We start from the raw sequence: 16903 nt of genomic DNA on the forward strand, positions 1-16903 counted from the left end.
TTTTCATCCCCGGCTCTGAATATTCCGGAATGATTGCCGGGTCCATGCGGCCGCTCAGCAAAGGGAGAGAATTTTAGTGACCAGTTTTTCGATACCGGCGGCCACATCCTTGATACCGGGCCCCAACATATAAGCCGGCGTGGTGACAATCCTGTTTTTTTCATCCACGCAGATGTCAGACACGGAGCAAGCGGCATGCACCCCGCCCATGGATTCGATGGCCGCGGCGGTGCCTGCATCGTTGCCAATGGTTACCCGCGGAGACCGTTTGGACAGCACACGCGTCAGGGTTGCCGGGGCGATGCATATGGCACCGATGGGTTTCGAGTGGTCAGCCATTTCTTCCAACAGCCGCTGCACTTCGGAATGGACCTGGGCGTCGGGCCCCTTGACCGCAAAATCACTGAGATTTTTGGCCGCACCGAACCCGCCGGGAATGATCAGGGCATCCAGGTCACCGGCACTGACCGAACTGACATCCTGAATCTCGCCCCTGGCGATTCGCGCGGATTCCACCAGCACATTTCGCCGTTCATCCGCCTCCTGTTGGGTCAAATGGTTGATCACATGAAGTTGATCCACATTCGGGGCCATGCACAGGGTCGATGCCCCCGCTCGATCCAAGAATAAGAGGGTCAGCACCGCCTCGTGGATTTCAGCACCGTCAAAAACACCGCAGCCGGACAATAACACACCAATTTTTTTTGCCATTTGATTTCCTTTCGCTGTCAGTTACCATCGCGGGGCGCAGTTATTCCAATACATGCTTGTCCAGGACGAAACAGGTGAACATGCCCTGAAAAAGTTCCACGCCATCTTTGGTCACGCTCACGGAAACCCAGTACTTCTTGCCCTTGACCTCCTGGACCTGTGCCTGCGCGAGCACGGTCTCACCCACCCGCACGGGTTTGAGGAACTTTACATCCGAGGCCCCCAAGACCACATGGGGATGATTTACTGCGATCATGGCCGCGTAATCCGCGGCACCGAAGATAAATCCACCGTGGACCAATCCTTGCTCGTCCGCGGCCATTTGCGGTGTGGTCACGAGTTCAACCTGGCTGTTCCCGTTATTTACGTATAATGGCTTGCCGCACAGGGATTGATCGATATGGCGATGGGTGTCAATGTTCATCCATACCTCCATAAGTGTTTCAGGCAGCCTACCTGCCCGGGTCAATGGCAATTGAAATAGCTGATTGATGCCGGCGTGGCTTGAAAAGAGGTTTTAATCATAATAAAAAGGGGGTAATGCTGTCAATCGTTTGCGAGTGGGAATCCCGCCACGATCGTACGAAAGGAGTCGTTTTGAATTCGATTGTTCAGAAGCGCATCACCACGATCAGACAGGACCTGGCTGAAAAGGAACTGGACGCCCTGATGGTATCGGTCCAGGAGAACCGCTATTACCTGAGCGGGTTTACCGGCGAGGACACCCAGTTCGATGATTGGGGGGGTGTTGTGTTGATATCCGGCCCCCCCCGGGTGGTGGTGCCCGGGAGCCGCTATGAGCTGCAGGCCCAGGCAGAGGCAGCCGGATTTGAGATTGTCTGTTACAAAAGCGGCCTTGAAAAAGAGTTGCCGGCAATTGCCAACTCCTTAGGCATCCGCCGGCTTGGATTCGAAAGCGTGCGTCTTTCCCATAAAAATCATTCGGCCTACCAGGGCGCACTGGGTAAGCGGAAGCCGCCGGTCGAATTGGTTCCCACGGAAAACATGGTGGAGGCGCTTCGCCAAATCAAATCTGAAGACGAAATCCAACGCATCGCCAACGCCTTGCAGTTGGCTGAAAAAGCCTTCGATCAAGTCCTGGGGACTATCCGACCAGGCATAACAGAAAGGCAGGTGGCCTGGGCCATGGAAAAGGCGATGCGCGAATCCGGCGCCCAGGATTTGTCGTTTCCCGTTATCGTGGCTTCGGGTCCCAACAGTGCAATGCCCCACGCCGTGCCCACGGACCGCATGCTGGAACGGGGGGAACCCATCCTCTTCGACTGGGGCGCCCGATTGGACCAGTACTGCTCGGATACCACCCGAACGGTGGTGATGGGTAAGCCGGATGACCACTTTAAAAAAGTGTTCGACACGGTTGTCATGGCTCGGGAAATGGCCATTGCCGCCATCCGGGACGGCGTTAGCGGCACCCAGGTGGACAAGATCGCCCGGGACCATATCGATCAAAACGGCTATACGGGCAAATTCGGCCACAGCCTGGGTCACGGCACCGGCCTGGCGGTTCATGAGAGTCCTCGATTGAGCCCGATCAAAGACCAGCGGTTGGATGCGGGTATGGTCGTTACCGTGGAGCCGGGCATTTACCTGCCGGGATGGGGGGGAATCCGCATGGAAAACCAGGTCGTGGTCCGCGGGAGTGACGCCCAGGTTCTCAATGATGCCACACCCTTTGATCCCTGGCTAAGGATGTAGACGATGGACAGCACATCCGACTTTCTCCAGCGCATGGATCAGTACCAGACCTTTCTGGTGATGGAAAAAGGCCTGGGCGAAAAGACCATCGCTGCCTACAGTGCGGACCTGATGCGATTCGGCCTGTTTCTTGAAAAGAAAAAAACGGATCGCGTCTCCCATATCGACACGGGACTGATCCTGGCCTATCTGATTCACCTTAGAAACCGGGGGTTGAGCGCCCGGTCGCGTGCCCGTCACCTGGTCAGCCTGCGGGGTTTTTTTAAATTTCTGACCAATGAAAAAATCGTCGAAAAAGATCCGGCGCAACAGGTAGACCTGCCCAAAACCGGATTGCAGCTTCCCGACGTACTGACCATCAGCGATGTGGAAGCCCTGCTGGATGCTCCGGACCGGAACCAGCCAGAAGGATTGCGGGACGCTGCCATGCTGGAACTGATTTACGGAGCCGGCCTGCGCGTATCCGAACTGATCCGGTTGGCCATGACCGGCATCAACCTGGAGGCAGGATTTGTCAGGGTTTTCGGTAAAGGATCCAAAGAGCGGGTGGTACCCGTCGGCCGGATGGCCCTGAACGCCATCCGGGAATATCTAGACCGATCACGGCCGTTGCTGTTGAAAAACCGTTCCAGCGCGGATCTCTTCGTCACCCGGCGGGGCAGGGCCATGACCCGGCAGAGTTTCTGGAACCTGGTTGGCCGGTATGCCCGGCAGGCAAAATTAAAGAAAAAAATCTCCCCTCACAGCCTGAGACATTCCTTTGCGACGCATTTGCTGGAAGGGGGTGCCGACCTGCGCGCCGTGCAGATGATGCTGGGCCACGCAGACATCTCGACCACCCAGATTTACACCCATGTCGCTCAACGGCAGTTGGTCGAAGCCCACAAAAAATACCACCCCAGAGGGTAAACAACGGCCATGCAACCCGATCAGGTAATTCGTCTGAAGCAATGGTTCGAGTCGTATACCCGTTCATTCATGACCGGTGAAGGGCCCATAGACAGTCCACTGGAATTGAAGATCGGTCATACGGCAAGGGTTTGCGACAACATCTGCCATCTGGGCCGTTCCATTGAACTGACCGACGGCCAGCTGTGCCTGGCCGAGACCATCGGCCTGTTTCACGACCTGGGACGTTTTGAGCAGTATCGGCGCTACCGAACATTCAACGACCGGCAATCGACCAATCACGCGGCCGTGGGCATCGATGTGCTTAATCAAACCGCCGTCCTGGACACGCTTCCGGCCGATGAAAAAGCTACGATCATCGACGCCATCCGATTTCACAACGCTCCGCGCCTGCCCGCCAACCGGCCACCGGCCGCCCTGTTGTTCATGAGATTGATCCGGGATGCCGACAAACTGGATATCTGGAAGGTCTTTGCCGATTGCTACCGGTATCGCCAACGACCCGAACCAGCCATCGTCCAGCACCTGACCGACCTGCCGACATGGGACCAAAAGATCGTCAAGGCCATCTCTGAAAAGCGCACGGCCAGCTTCCAGGACATGAAAAGCCTGAATGATTTCAAACTGCTCCAGCTTAGCTGGGTATTCGGTCTGTACTATGCCGAAACCGCTGTCCAGGCAAAAAAAAGAGGAGATCTGGCCGCCATTGCCCGTTCATTGCCTGACCATCCCATCTTGCGCCGGGCCATCGGCGTCATCACCGGCCACCTGGACGAAGCGGTATCGGCCGACCGGACGCGAACGACGGTATGTCAACAGGTCATCGGCGGGTAGGTGCGGTTTATCGTTCCTGATTCCGGCCGGGTTGACAGACAGCGGCGGCTTGGATAAGGGAACAGGCGTTGAAAATTGCCAATAAAACATTTACCGCCGATTGACAGCCGTCCACCAACAGGGAGCAGCCGCTTGACCCACACCCATACACCCTTGAAACCCCACGGATTCTGGAAACCCGACAACCACTTGCCAAGGACCGGAGAGAAGGCCTGTGGCGAAGCCCTGTGTAATCTTTCACAACCCGTTTATGTGGTGGATGTGAACGGCCAGACGGGTGTGGCCCAGGATGGCATGGCCACGCTCGGAACGCACGCGCAACCGGCAACCGACGGGTACCCCCTGTTGGGATGGTTGCCGTCCCTTGATCTGGCGTCGCTTGGAGACCCTGGCTTTAAATCGGAGCATGGATTGACCTTCGCCTACATCTGCGGGGCCATGGCCAACGGCATTACCTCCACTGCCATGGTAGAGGCAGCCGGCCGGGCAGGCATGATCGGGTTTTTCGGAGCCGGCGGGCTGTCCACCGAACAGATCGAATCGGCCATCGACACCCTGCAGAAAAACCTCGCTGGTATTCCCTACGGCTTCAACCTGATCCACAGCCCAAACGATATGGACCTGGAACAAAAAACCGTGGACCTGTACCTGTCCAAAGGGGTCCGACTGGTCTCGGCATCCGCGTATCTGGACCTGACGCTGCCCCTGGTTCAATACCGCATCCACGGCATTCATAGAGACAAACGGGGGAAGATCGTCTGCCCCAATCGAATCATCGCCAAGGTATCCCGCGAAGAGGTTGCCCGGAAATTTTTTTCCCCGCCGGCGGAAAAGATCCTTCAACGCCTCAAAGAACAGGGAAAGATCACCAGCGAGCAGGCAGAATTGGCCCGCCAGATACCCATGGCGCAAGACCTGACCGCCGAAGCCGACTCGGGCGGCCACACCGACAACCGGCCGGCCCTGTGCCTGTTTCCCACCATGAAGGCCCTTCGTGACGAAATGGCCAGGCAGCACGGCTACGGCATCCCCCTGCGAGTGGGGCTTGCCGGCGGCATCGCCACCCCTGAATCGGCTGCGGCCGCCTTTGCCATGGGAGCGGCCTACGTTCTGACCGGTTCCGTCAATCAATCCTGCGTGGAGGCCGACACCTCCCCGTTGGTCAAAAAGATGCTGGCCGAGGCGCGCCAGGCGGATGTCATCATGGCACCGGCGGCGGACATGTTCGAAATGGGTGTCAAGGTTCAGGTGCTCAAGCGGGGTACCATGTTTTCCATGCGCGGTTCCAAGCTCTACGATATCTATCGGAACCACGACCGGTTCGAAGATGTGCCGGAAGACCAGCGCAGGCTGGTAGAAACCTTCCTGAAAAACACGTTCGAAAAGGAGTGGCAAAGCACACGGGACTTTTTCAGTCGGCGGGACCCGGTCCAGGTTGAGCGGGCGCAAAAGGATCCGAAACACAAGATGGCCCTTGTTTTCCGTTCGTATCTCGGGCAGGCATCGCTTTGGGCCAAAAGCGGTGTACCGGATCGGGCGATCGACTATCAGATCTGGTGCGGCCCGGCCATGGGTGCCTTCAACGAATGGGTCAAAGGATCCGTCCTGGAATCGCCGCAAAACCGCAGAACAGTGAGCGTCGCCCTGAATCTCCTCTACGGCGCCGCCGTGATCTTGCGATTGAACGGCTTGAAAAACCAGGGTGTCGATCTGCCAACTGCGCCGGGGATGGTCTCCCCCCTCACCGATGCGCAGTTATCATCCCTGCCCCGTCTTGACTTCAACGGAGGTGGTGCTGAAGTTGGTTGACTAACGCGGTAAACAGCGGCGAAAAGTTGATCAATCGTACACACGGGTCTTCAAGAAAAAAACAACTGTCCGCTGCATCGACATGGATGATGGTCTCTTCAACGATTTCCGTAATTCTCAAACCGGAGGTCAGTTGATTGGATTGCACGCCAACGGTCTTTCGGATGAGATAGCAAAAGCCTGGTCCTTTCCTGGCACCAGCCGCCCTGACCGGACAGAAATAGATGCGATATCCATTCGATTGGCCACTTTTTTCACCCACCGCCCCATTAGCGCCATTCAAATCTAAAAAGCCATTTTTTTTCATCCACGGAGACAGATCAGTGAGCACCTGCCGGCTGTCCGGTACGGAAAGCTTCAGGTGGGACAGCAAATGACCGCCCAGGTAAACTTTGAACAGGTCTTTGAAAGCATACTGCCTCGCGTAACCCGATTGCATGCCTCCCAGCGGGTCCGGCGGAAGAAAGGATCGGGACCAGCGTTTCCAACGGGCCAGGTTGATCTCAAGTTTTTCCGCTATTTCCCGATTGGTATAGTAATGAATCATAGGCCCTTAACCTGATTAGTTGTTATATCTACCTAACAAGTCACAACTCTTGTGTCAATCCCTTGTTTTTTAGGCTTCAATGAATTATATTTAGCGTCTGATTTTTCAGGCAAATGAACGGCCGCTGCAGGCGCAATAGTTTTTTCGCCACCGGCCCATGGAGTAAATCGGCTCAACTTGGTTCCAAACCAACTAATATGACTACGAAAACGAAAACAGTTCACCAGCCGGTTGCCATCATTGGCATGGGAGGCATGTTTGCCCGATCAAGGAATATCAAAGAGTATTGGCGGACCCTGCTCAACGGCATCGACTGCATTTCCGAACCACCGGCTACGCACCGACAGCTGAACGATTATTTCGATACCGACCCTAAAAAACCGGACCATATTTACTGCAACCGAGGCGGATTTCTTCCGTCGATGCCTTTCGATCCCACCGAATTCGGTATTCCGCCGGCAGCCCTCGAGGCCACGGACACCTCCCAGCTGTTGGGTCTCGTAGCCGCCAAGATGGCCCTGGCAGATGCCGGGTATGGCGATGATCGCGAATTCGACCGTGAACATACATCGGTCATCCTCGGCGTTACCGGCACCCAGGAACTGGTCATTTCACTGGGATCACGCCTGGGTCACCCCTTGTGGCGCAAAGCGCTCGAAAACAAGGGACTCAGCGACCAGCAAAAAGCATCCATCATCGATGACATTTCAGATGCTTATGTGCCCTGGCAGGAGAATTCGTTCCCTGGACTGTTGGGCAATGTGGTGGCGGGCCGCATCTGCAACCGGCTGAATCTCGGCGGGACCAACTGCGTCGTGGACGCAGCCTGTGCCAGCAGCCTGGGCGCCATTCATATGGGGCTTTTGGAACTGGCGGCCGGAAAAAGCAATATGGTGGTTACCGGTGGTGTGGACACGATCAACGATATCTTCATGCACATGTGCTTTTCGAAAACCGGCGTCCTTTCACACAGCGGCGACGCCCGCCCCTTCTCCGCCGATGCCGACGGTACGGTTCTGGGCGAGGGAATCGGCATCCTGGTATTAAAGCGCCTCGAGGATGCCGAGCGTGACTCAGACCGGATCTATGCGGTCATCAAAGGCATCGGTTCGTCCAGCGACGGAAAATCGCAGAGCATTTACGCACCGCGGCCCGAAGGCCAGGCCCGGGCGCTGATCGAGGCGTACCGAAATGCCGGCATTTCGCCTGAAACGGTTGGGCTGGTAGAAGCCCACGGCACCGGCACCCGGGTGGGGGACGAGATGGAGTTCACCGCCCTGAAAAAAGTCTTCGGCGCAATCAACCCCAACGGCAACCACTGCGCACTGGGGTCGGTAAAGTCCATGATCGGCCACACCAAAGCGGCGGCCGGCGCGGCCGGGCTGATTAAATCGGCGCTCTCGCTCTACAACAAAGTTCTCCCACCCACGCTCAAGGCGGACAAACCCGATCCGAAGCTGGGAATCGAATCCAGCCCCTTTTACCTCAATACCGCCCCGAGGCCCTGGTTTACCGCAAACGGCGCTCCACGGCGTGGCGGTATCAGTTCCTTTGGATTCGGCGGGAGCAATTTTCACGTGGTGCTCGAAGAGTATCAGCCGGACAAAAAAGAGATTGCCTGGGATGGCTCGGTAGAAATTCTCGCCTTCTCGGGCCCGGATGCAGCGGCGATCACCACCGGGCTTCTCCAGCTTCATGAACGGCTTGGCGATGCATTCGACACCGCCGCGCTGTCCCGGACGGCAAGGCACCTTCGGAGCGCATTTTCGTCCAACCATCGTCACCGGCTGATCCTGGTGGCAGACACCGCCTGGGAAGCCAACGACCTGAAAGAACGACTGCAACAATCCATGGCGATTGTCACCGAAGGCAAGCCTGCCCTCCTGGCCGGTCAGGGCATCTATTACGATCCGGCACCGCACGCTGCCGGGAAAATGGTCTTCATGTTTCCCGGACAGGGAAGCCAATATCCCCATATGGGCAGGGATCTGGTGTGCTGCTTTCCCGGTGCCATGGAAGCCGTCCAAGCCGCCAACCACCAGTTTGATCAAGATCAGCCGCTGTGGGAGATCCTGTTTCCGCGCCCTGCTCTTTCTGACGACCATCGTCAGCGGCAGGCGGAGGCCCTTCGCCGGACTGACGCGGCCCAGCCCGCCATCGGAGCGGTCAGTCTGGCCATGCTTTCGGCACTGACACACTTCGATGTGCGTCCGGATGCGACCTGCGGTCACAGTTACGGGGAACTGGTGGCATTGTATGCAGCCGGCTGGATCAACCGGGAAACCCTCTTTACCTTGAGCGTCATCCGCGGGCGTCTGATGGCCGATGCCGGCAACAGCGGCGATGCCGGGACCATGCTGGCCGTAAACGCACCCATTGACCGATTACAGGAACTGGCCGATCAGATACCCGACGTGGTGCTGGCCAACCTGAACAGCCCCGACCAGGGCGTGCTTTCCGGAACCACACAAGCCATCGAACAGGCAAAGGCAAGATGTGACGATAGAGGATACCGGTCGATCTCCCTGCCGGTCGCGGCCGCCTTTCACAGCCCGCTCGTGGAAAAAGCCCGGCAGCCATTTTACACGGCCGCCGCAAAGGAGCGGTTCACCCCCACCCGAATTCCAGTATATGCCAATGTAACGGCGGCACCCTACCCGGCCGACCCGTCCCGGTGTGCCGATTTACTGGGCCGCCAGATGACATCATCGGTCCGGTTTCAAGAAACGGTCGAGCACCTTTACGAAGCCGGCGTTCGCACATTCGTCGAAGTGGGGCCCAAAAGGGTGCTTTCCGGACTCGTCCGATCCACCCTCAAAGAGAAAAACGTCACGGTGATTGCCCTTGACCAGTCCTCCGGAAAAACCTCCGGCATCATGGATCTGGCCCACGCCATCGGCCATCTGGCCGCCCTTGGCGTGGGCCTCGACCTGAACCGATGGGAAGCCGAAGCCCCGGCTGTCCGGGCGCAGAAAATGACCATCCCGCTATCCGGAACCAACTACCGGGCACCTCGTAAGACGAACCCGACACCGGGAACCGGCAAACCGCAAGCGACCACTGCCCCTCAAGTGGAAAGCCGGCCCGCAACGCCGCTCAACCAAACCGTGGTCAATGCGCCCACGCCCATGGATACCCGTAGGCCAATGAATCCAGATGTAGCCGAAAGCCCAGTCGAGAACCAGGCGGTCCAAGAACGGAAAACGAATCCGACCGCCACCGCCAACATGAACGAGGCACTGGCCATTGTCCAGCAAGGACTGGCATCGATCCAGTCCCTTCAGCAACAAACGGCACAGGCCCACCAGAAATTTCTGGATACCCAGGCGCAGGCCAGCCGAACCCTTCAGGAAATGATCAAGAGCACCCGGTTGTTTATGGGTGCTGCCCTGGAAATGCCCCTGCCGGCTGTTGCGCCCCCCCAGACCCCGGTCGATCATCCGGAACCGGTTTCGCCCCGTCCGTCTGCAAGGGGAGAGCGCTCAGCGCCGCCGGCAGCCATTGCCGCCGTTGCCGATCCGTCGGTTATGCCTACTCCCGCTGAACCAAATGACTCCCTGTCGGCCAAACTACCGATGGCAACGGCGTCGCAACATTCAACGCCCAACCCAGCCAGCGAGGATGTGGCCAGTTCACTGGTCACCATCGTTTCGGAGCTGACCGGCTATCCCGCCGACATGCTGGGGATGGACATGGACATCGAGGCGGACCTGGGCATCGACTCCATCAAGCGGGTGGAGATCCTTTCCGCCATGGAAGAGCGCATGCCCCACCTGCCCCCGGTCACACCGGACATGGTGGGCACCCTCAAGACCCTCGGCCAGATCTGTGATTTCCTGTCGGCCGGCGGCAGCCAACCGACAAGCACCGACTGCGCATCTTCACCGATACAGCCGGTATCGACGCACGCAGAACAGGCAGAGGAGATACCCCGTCAGATCATCGACGTCGTCGCGTCTTCGAAAAAGCCGGGTCGAGTGATTCGTTTCGAACCGGGTCGCTGGATAGGCGTCCTGAGCGACAGCGATCCCCTGGCGCAATCCATGGTCACGGCCTTGGCTGACAGGAAAATAGAAGCCCGTCTGCTTGCCTTGGATTCAGTCGACAGCCCAGCGGGATTTGCCGGGGCGGCGGGTTTGATCATTTGCGGTTCGACCGATCCGGAAACCGCTTTTCTGGCAGCGAAGCACACTGCTGGGGAACTATCTGACGCGTCGGCACACGGGGATGCCCTGTTTGCAACGGCCACCTGCATGGACGGCGCCTTCGGTTTTACGGGAAACGCCTTCGACAATCCCGAACAGGGCGCCCTGGCGGGCCTGGTCAAGACTGCCGCCCTTGAATGGGATTCGGTCATCTGCCGGGCCATTGACCTGTCCCCTGATTTTTCAGACCCGGATGCCGCTGCACACCAGGTCGTTTCGGAACTCCTGGAAGTCTTCGACCACGATCCGGTGGAGATCGGTCTGCGCCCCGGTGGCCGGGTGACGTTGGAGCCGGTTCCCGCCCCAATTGCGGAAGGTCCGCTCCTCCTGGATGACAAAGATGTAATTGTCATTACCGGCGGCGCCCGCGGTGTGACGGCCGGTTGCGCCCTTTACCTGGCCAAGGCTACCGGTGCATCCGTCGCCCTGATCGGTCGATCGGCGCCGCCGTTTAAGGTCCCCGATTGGCTCGCGGGGATCCACGACGAAGCGGCGATGAAAAAAGCCATTCTCGACAACGCGTTTGCTGCCTCCACGCCTACACCGCAAAAGCTGGAAGAGGCCTATCGGAGTCATGCGGCCAATCTCTCCATCACCCGGACCCTCGACGCGCTCAACGCCTCGGGAGCCAACGCCGGCTATTTCCGAGCAGACGTTACCGATCGGGAGAGCCTGCGCAAGACGGTCGACGCCATTGAAAAACGGCTGGGCCCCATCACCGGACTGATCCATGGCGCCGGCGTACTCCACGATCGACTGATCGTGGACAAAACCGTCGGGCAGTTCCGGCAGGTCTACGCCACCAAGGTGGATGGGTTAAAAAATCTGCTGTCCGTCACCGGATCGGACAACCTGCGCCACCTGGTCCTGTTTTCATCGGTCAGCGCCCGTACAGGCAACATCGGCCAGTGCGACTATGCCATGGCCAACGAAGCGCTCAACAAGATGGCCCGGGCGAAGGCTCTGGACCATCCCGCCTGCCGGGTTACCGCCATCAACTGGGGGCCGTGGGACGGCGGCATGGTGACGCCAGCCCTCAAAAAAGCCTTTGGCACGAGAAACATCGAGCTGATTCCCGTTGAAACCGGTGCGCGCCTGTTGACGGCTGAAATGAGCAATGCCGATCCAGGCCCGGTGGAAGTCCTCATCGGCAGCATGCTGGCCGGCAGGGCAGACGACGGATCGGCCGAACACCCCGACTCACCCATGGCACTTCTCGAACGCCGTGAATTGGATCTTCAGCGCTACCCGGTACTTGCCTCGCATGTTATCGGCGGCAGACCGGTGGTGCCCTTTGCCCTGATCACCGAGTGGATCGGCCATGGTGCGCTCAAGGAGAATCCGGGCTATTCCCTGCACGGCTTCGACGATTTGCGCCTGCTCAGCGGTATCCGCATCGAACAGGAAAAAAAACTGGTCCGTCTCATGGCCGGCAAGGCCAGAAAAACCGGCAATGCGGTGCATGTGGACGTAGAACTGAGAAACGGCGTCAAGAACGGCAAGGATGTGATCCATACCCGAGCCCGCGCACTGCTGGTTGACCGGTTTCCCACCGCCCCGATCTATTCCGGCAACGGCAAGAACGGCAGTCGCGCCTACCCCCGCGATCTGGATGCCATTTATGGGCCGATCCTTTTTCACGGCGACCACCTGCGGGCAATCAAATCCATTGACGACTATTCCGACCATGGCATGTCGGCCCGGCTGATCGGTGCGCCGAAACCCGAGGCGTGGATGCAGGATCCCATCCAGGGGTGCTGGATGGCCGACCCCATGGTCTTGGACGGCGCCTTCCAGATGGCCATCGTCTGGTGTTTCGAGCAGTCCGGAAAAGTCTGCCTGCCCAGCTATGCCCGCGCCTATCGCCAGTATCGGCCGACCTTTCCGGCATCTGGTGTGACGGCGGTGATGACAGTGACCGCTGCCGGCCACCGCAAGATGATTGCCGATTTCACCTTTCTGGACGACGATAGACAGGTGGTTGCCACCCTGAACGGCTACGAGGCCATCGTGGATGGGTCGCTCATCCACGCCTTTAAAGAAAACGTATTAACATCCTTTTTTACTGAGCGTATTCAATGATCAAACTACCGGTTAAAAACCGTAGTGACACCTATACCGTCAATCCGACCAAGCTGATTGCCCTGGGATTGAACTATCGAGCCCACATCGCCGAAAACGCGACCCTGAAAGTCAGGGGGTTCACCGACGAGGTACCCACCGAACCCCTGCTTTTTCCCAAAACACCCAACGTGCTGGTCGGGCCGGATCAAGCCATCATCATTCCACAGTTTTTAAAGGAATACGGATTCAACACCCTGCGGACCGATTACGAGGCGGAACTGGCGTTGATCATCGGCACCCGGTGCAAGGATGTACCTGCCGCCGATGCCATGGGTCATATTTTCGGCTACACCTGTATGAACGACGTCAGTCAGCGGAATATCCAGAACGGTGACCGCACCGGATGGTACCGGGGCAAATCCTTCGACACCTTCGGGCCCATCGGCCCGCAGGTCGTGCTGGCCCGGGACCTGCCCGACCCGCAACATCTGGACATCTGCTGCCGGCTCAACGGGACGACGGTTCAGCAAGGCAATACCCGCCAGATGATATTCCCGATTCCCGAGATCATCGCCTTCGTCTCCAAAAACTTCACCCTGATGCCCGGCGACATCATCCTCACCGGCACCCCGGCAGGCGTTGGGCCCCTGAGCCATGGCGACACCATCGAAGTGGAGATCGAACATGTCGGTGTATTGAAAAACACCGTTATCGATCAGACGGCCTGAAGCCTGGATTCCAAAACAAAACGAGAATGCCGGAGGGCAACAAATGGGCGGGAACCCCCGCCCATTTGTTGTATGTGACCACCGATCACCACCCGCATCAAAAACAGGAGCTGAACCGGACAATCACAACTCCAGCGACGTCACGGAACTGACCATCTCCGCCGAACGCAGCTCATCGAGCACATCGGGAGGAACCGGGGTATCGGTCTGCAGAAATATGATATTGCGATCACCGTCTTTTTCCTGCCCCACGTGCATCCGCCCGATATTGATGTTGTGCCGGCCCAGGGTGGTCCCGATACCGCCGATTGCCCCTGGCCGATCCTGATTGTAAATCAACAGGATATGCCCTTCGGGCACCAGTTCCAGGCGGAAATTATTAATCTTCACCACCTTGATGTCGCTTCTGCCGATGATGGTGCCGGCAACCAGGTTCTCACCGGCGTCCGTGCTCACCCGCAGCGTAATCAAGTGGGTGTAGTCTTCGGTTTCCGATGTGGTCGATTCGACAATTTTTATGCCCATCTCTTCGGCCACAAGCGTTGCGTTGACGAAGTTGACGGCATGCTTGACCATGGGCGTAAGCAGTCCCTGGAGGATCGCGGTGGATACCGGCGCCATGTCCATCCCTTTAAAATCGCCGGTGTATTCAATGGTCACCGCCTTTACCGGTCCGGCTGCCAGCTGGGCCTGCAAACACCCCATTCGATCGCCCACCGCCATGTAAGGACCGATTTTCTGTAAAAGGTCCCCGGTCACAGACGGTACATTGACTGCGTTGACGATGGTGCCGTTGATCAGGTAGTCGATGATCTGCTGGGCCACGGCCACGGCCACATTGGTCTGGGCCTCCTGGGTGGATGCGCCCAGATGGGGCGTACAGATGATCCGATCCAGTTCAAACAGCCGGCATTCGCCGGGAGGTTCGATTTCGAATACATCCAGTGCGGCACCGGCGACCTTTCCGGATGTTATGGCCGCCTGCAGATCCTCCTCGTTGACGATGCCGCCCCTGGCGCAGTTCATGATCATCACACCGTCTTTCATTTTTTCAAAAGCCGCCTTGTTCAGCAGGCCGGTGGTTTCCTTGAGTTTGGGCACATGAATCGAAATGTAATCGGATCGCTGGTAGAGTTCATCCAGGGTCACACTTTCGAAACCGGATTTTTCGATCTGCTCGGGCGTCACAAAGGGGTCGTAGACCACCACCTTCATCCTGAGCCCTTTGGCCCGGTCAGCCACGATTGAACCGATTTTGCCGAAACCGACGACCCCCAGAGTCTTGTTGAACACCTCCCGCCCCTGCAGCGTTTTCTTGTCCCAGCGCCCGGCCTTCAGCGACAGGGTGCCCTGGGGGATGTTCCGGGTCAGGGCCATCATCATGGCAATGGCATGTTCGGCTGTGGTCACCACGTTGCCCGTGGGGGTATTCATGACGACGACACCCCGTTTGGTGGCGGCGGGAATATCCACATTGTCCAGACCGATGCCGGCGCGCCCGACGACTTTCAGTTTCTTGCCGGCTTCGAGTATCTCCTCGGTCACCCGCGTGGCACTGCGAATCACCAGTGCGTCGTAGTCACCGATGGTCTCCTTGAGCGCCTGAGGGGTCAGCCCCGTATTTACGTCAACTTCGATGCCCTCGGTTTCGCGAAATATCTGAATTCCCGCGTCGCCGAGCGCATCGCTGACAAGCACCTTGATCATCTGTTTGCTCCTCCTTTTTCTGCAGATTGTGTCCCTATCCGTTTCTATAAACAAAAACAAGCAGAGCCCGGTTCAACGATTCCGATCGACCAGAGGCCGCTTTTCATCAGCGACGGATTAAACCCGGTTGGTTTTCGAAAAACCGACTCGACTGATTGTCAATCATTAAGGGAATGGGTCGGTCGAGCAGGGCTTGACGCCCCACGCCGTTTGGGACGGCACGAGGGGTATGTTTCTTAGATTTTTCAGGGAAAGTCAAGGCACAAGGCAAGTTTTGCATTTTCCATCATTTTGATATTTCATTTATTTTCAGATATTAAGATAGATATATTTCTTATTTTGGAACACGTTGCCATTAATATTGATGATTTCATCAGTTTTTATGCATCGAACACTGGAAATGAAAAAGACAGAACAAAAGATCCGCCCTTGGAAAGAGTGGCCCCCTTATTTTCGAAACAGACTGGGCTTCGTATTGAAAAACGACTCATTTCATGAAAAGAAGCCCAGGAGGAAGGAACTTGATTACAGATGATATCCGAACACCGCATCCGGTTTGCCGATGCATCCAACATGTCCGACGTCGCGTCGCAAAGCGTACACCTGGTGGTGACCTCTCCACCCTACCCGATGATCGAGATGTGGGACGCGTTGTTCTGTGAGCATGCCGCCATCCACAGGGCGCTGCAGGTCCGGAGCGGCATGAAAGCATTCGAACTGATGCACCGTCACTTGGACAGGGTCTGGGATGAACTACACCGGATCCTGGTTCCCGGCGGTATCGCCTGCATCAACATCGGGGACGCCACCCGGACGATTGACGGCGAATTCGCCCTTTACCCCAATCACAGCCGCATCCTGGCGCACATGCTCAAATTGGGCTTTACCAACCTGCCTAACATCCTGTGGCGCAAGCAGACCAACGCGCCAAACAAATTCATGGGATCGGGCATGATGCCGCCCGGCGCTTATGTAACCCTGGAGCACGAGACCATCCTGATATGCCGTAAAGGCGGCAAACGGCTGTTTACGACCGAGGAAGAGAAAACCAACCGGCGCCAGAGCGCTTTTTTCTGGGAAGAGCGCAACCAGTGGTTCTCCGATGTCTGGATGGATCTGAAGGGGGTCAGGCAGAAAAACGCAGATAAACAACTCCGGCAGCGCAGCGGCGCCTACCCCTATGAGTTGGCCTATCGCCTGATATGCATGTTTTCCGTCATGGGCGACACCGTGCTGGACCCGTTTGTTGGCACCGGGACCACCTTGTCTGCCGCCGTCGCCACGGCACGCCACAGTGTGGGCTACGAACTGGACAAAAGCCTGCAGCCGTTGATCCGCAGCGGCTTCGGGCAGGCCGTCGAACAGGCTCATCGACGAATCGGCGAACGCTTCGACGGCCACCTGAAATTCGTCCGTGACCGCCAGGCAGCAGGCGGCGCCATCAAATACACCAATCGGGCCTACGGATTCCCGGTGATGACCCGCCAGGAAACTGAACTGATCGTTCCCATGCCCAAAACGGTAAACGAAACCGCGCAAAACCACTTCAGTGTATCCTACATGATCCCGGTGTTCTCGGCCACCGGCGAACCCGCCGCCGTTCCTGCGAAAACGCGTCCGGAAAGAACCGGTCAAATGCAGCTGTTTGATTGACCCTTGACGTTGCAGGCCGA

The 16903-nt window shown here is 57.6% G+C and carries 11 protein-coding genes; 7 read left to right on the forward strand and 4 right to left on the reverse strand.

Going from position 1 to position 16903, the window contains the following annotated elements:
* Nucleotides 1-54: 54 nt before the first annotated feature.
* Together elbB and ACZCED_RS07105 are read right to left on the reverse strand one after the other, a co-directional pair.
* A complete protein-coding gene (gene elbB, locus ACZCED_RS07100; protein ID WP_464860495.1) occupies nt 55-711 on the reverse strand; it encodes an isoprenoid biosynthesis glyoxalase ElbB in 657 nt (218 codons plus the stop codon).
* A gap of 40 nt (nt 712-751) precedes the next feature.
* The gene (locus tag ACZCED_RS07105; RefSeq protein ID WP_464860496.1) at nt 752-1135 is read right to left on the reverse strand and encodes a thioesterase, FlK family; all 384 of its coding nucleotides are present in this window, start codon (nt 1133-1135) and stop codon (nt 752-754) included.
* 173 nt (nt 1136-1308) lie between these two features.
* On the opposite strand from ACZCED_RS07105, the gene ACZCED_RS07110 reads away from it, so the two are divergent.
* The 4 genes from ACZCED_RS07110 to ACZCED_RS07125 all read left to right on the forward strand — a co-directional run bounded on the left by ACZCED_RS07110 (nt 1309) and on the right by ACZCED_RS07125 (nt 5979).
* Nucleotides 1309-2427: a M24 family metallopeptidase gene (locus tag ACZCED_RS07110; protein WP_464860497.1), complete on the forward strand. Its 1119-nt coding sequence runs from the start codon at nt 1309-1311 to the stop codon at nt 2425-2427.
* A 3-nt stretch (nt 2428-2430) separates the two neighbouring features.
* The gene (xerD, locus tag ACZCED_RS07115; RefSeq protein WP_462969644.1) at nt 2431-3336 is read left to right on the forward strand and encodes a site-specific tyrosine recombinase XerD; all 906 of its coding nucleotides are present in this window, start codon (nt 2431-2433) and stop codon (nt 3334-3336) included.
* Between the two features lie 9 nt (nt 3337-3345).
* The gene (locus tag ACZCED_RS07120; RefSeq protein ID WP_462969645.1) at nt 3346-4170 is read left to right on the forward strand and encodes an HD domain-containing protein; all 825 of its coding nucleotides are present in this window, start codon (nt 3346-3348) and stop codon (nt 4168-4170) included.
* A gap of 132 nt (nt 4171-4302) precedes the next feature.
* A complete protein-coding gene (locus ACZCED_RS07125; RefSeq protein ID WP_464860498.1) occupies nt 4303-5979 on the forward strand; it encodes a PfaD family polyunsaturated fatty acid/polyketide biosynthesis protein in 1677 nt (558 codons plus the stop codon).
* Here ACZCED_RS07125 and ACZCED_RS07130 read toward each other — a convergent pair.
* Entirely contained in the window at nt 5951-6526 is a 576-nt protein-coding gene (locus ACZCED_RS07130) for a hypothetical protein (RefSeq protein ID WP_464860499.1), read from the reverse strand. The genes ACZCED_RS07125 and ACZCED_RS07130 overlap by 29 nt on opposite strands.
* Before the next feature lie 197 nt (nt 6527-6723).
* Here ACZCED_RS07130 and ACZCED_RS07135 point away from each other — a divergent pair, with 197 nt between their 5' ends.
* Both ACZCED_RS07135 and ACZCED_RS07140 read left to right on the forward strand, forming a co-directional pair.
* Entirely contained in the window at nt 6724-12813 is a 6090-nt protein-coding gene (locus tag ACZCED_RS07135; RefSeq protein ID WP_464860500.1) for an SDR family NAD(P)-dependent oxidoreductase, read from the forward strand.
* On the forward strand, nt 12810-13523 hold the full coding sequence (locus ACZCED_RS07140; RefSeq protein WP_464860501.1) for a fumarylacetoacetate hydrolase family protein: 714 nt from the start codon (nt 12810-12812) through the stop codon (nt 13521-13523). Before ACZCED_RS07135 ends, ACZCED_RS07140 begins: the two co-directional genes overlap by 4 nt.
* A 123-nt stretch (nt 13524-13646) precedes the next feature.
* On the opposite strand, the gene serA is transcribed toward ACZCED_RS07140, so the two are convergent.
* A complete protein-coding gene (gene serA, locus ACZCED_RS07145; RefSeq protein WP_464860525.1) occupies nt 13647-15227 on the reverse strand; it encodes a phosphoglycerate dehydrogenase in 1581 nt (526 codons plus the stop codon).
* A gap of 534 nt (nt 15228-15761) precedes the next feature.
* Here serA and ACZCED_RS07150 point away from each other — a divergent pair.
* Nucleotides 15762-16883, forward strand: coding sequence for a DNA-methyltransferase (locus tag ACZCED_RS07150; RefSeq protein WP_462969650.1), 1122 nt, complete (start codon nt 15762-15764; stop codon nt 16881-16883).
* Nucleotides 16884-16903 lie beyond the last annotated feature (20 nt).

This window comes from Desulfosarcina sp., assembly GCF_055467485.1.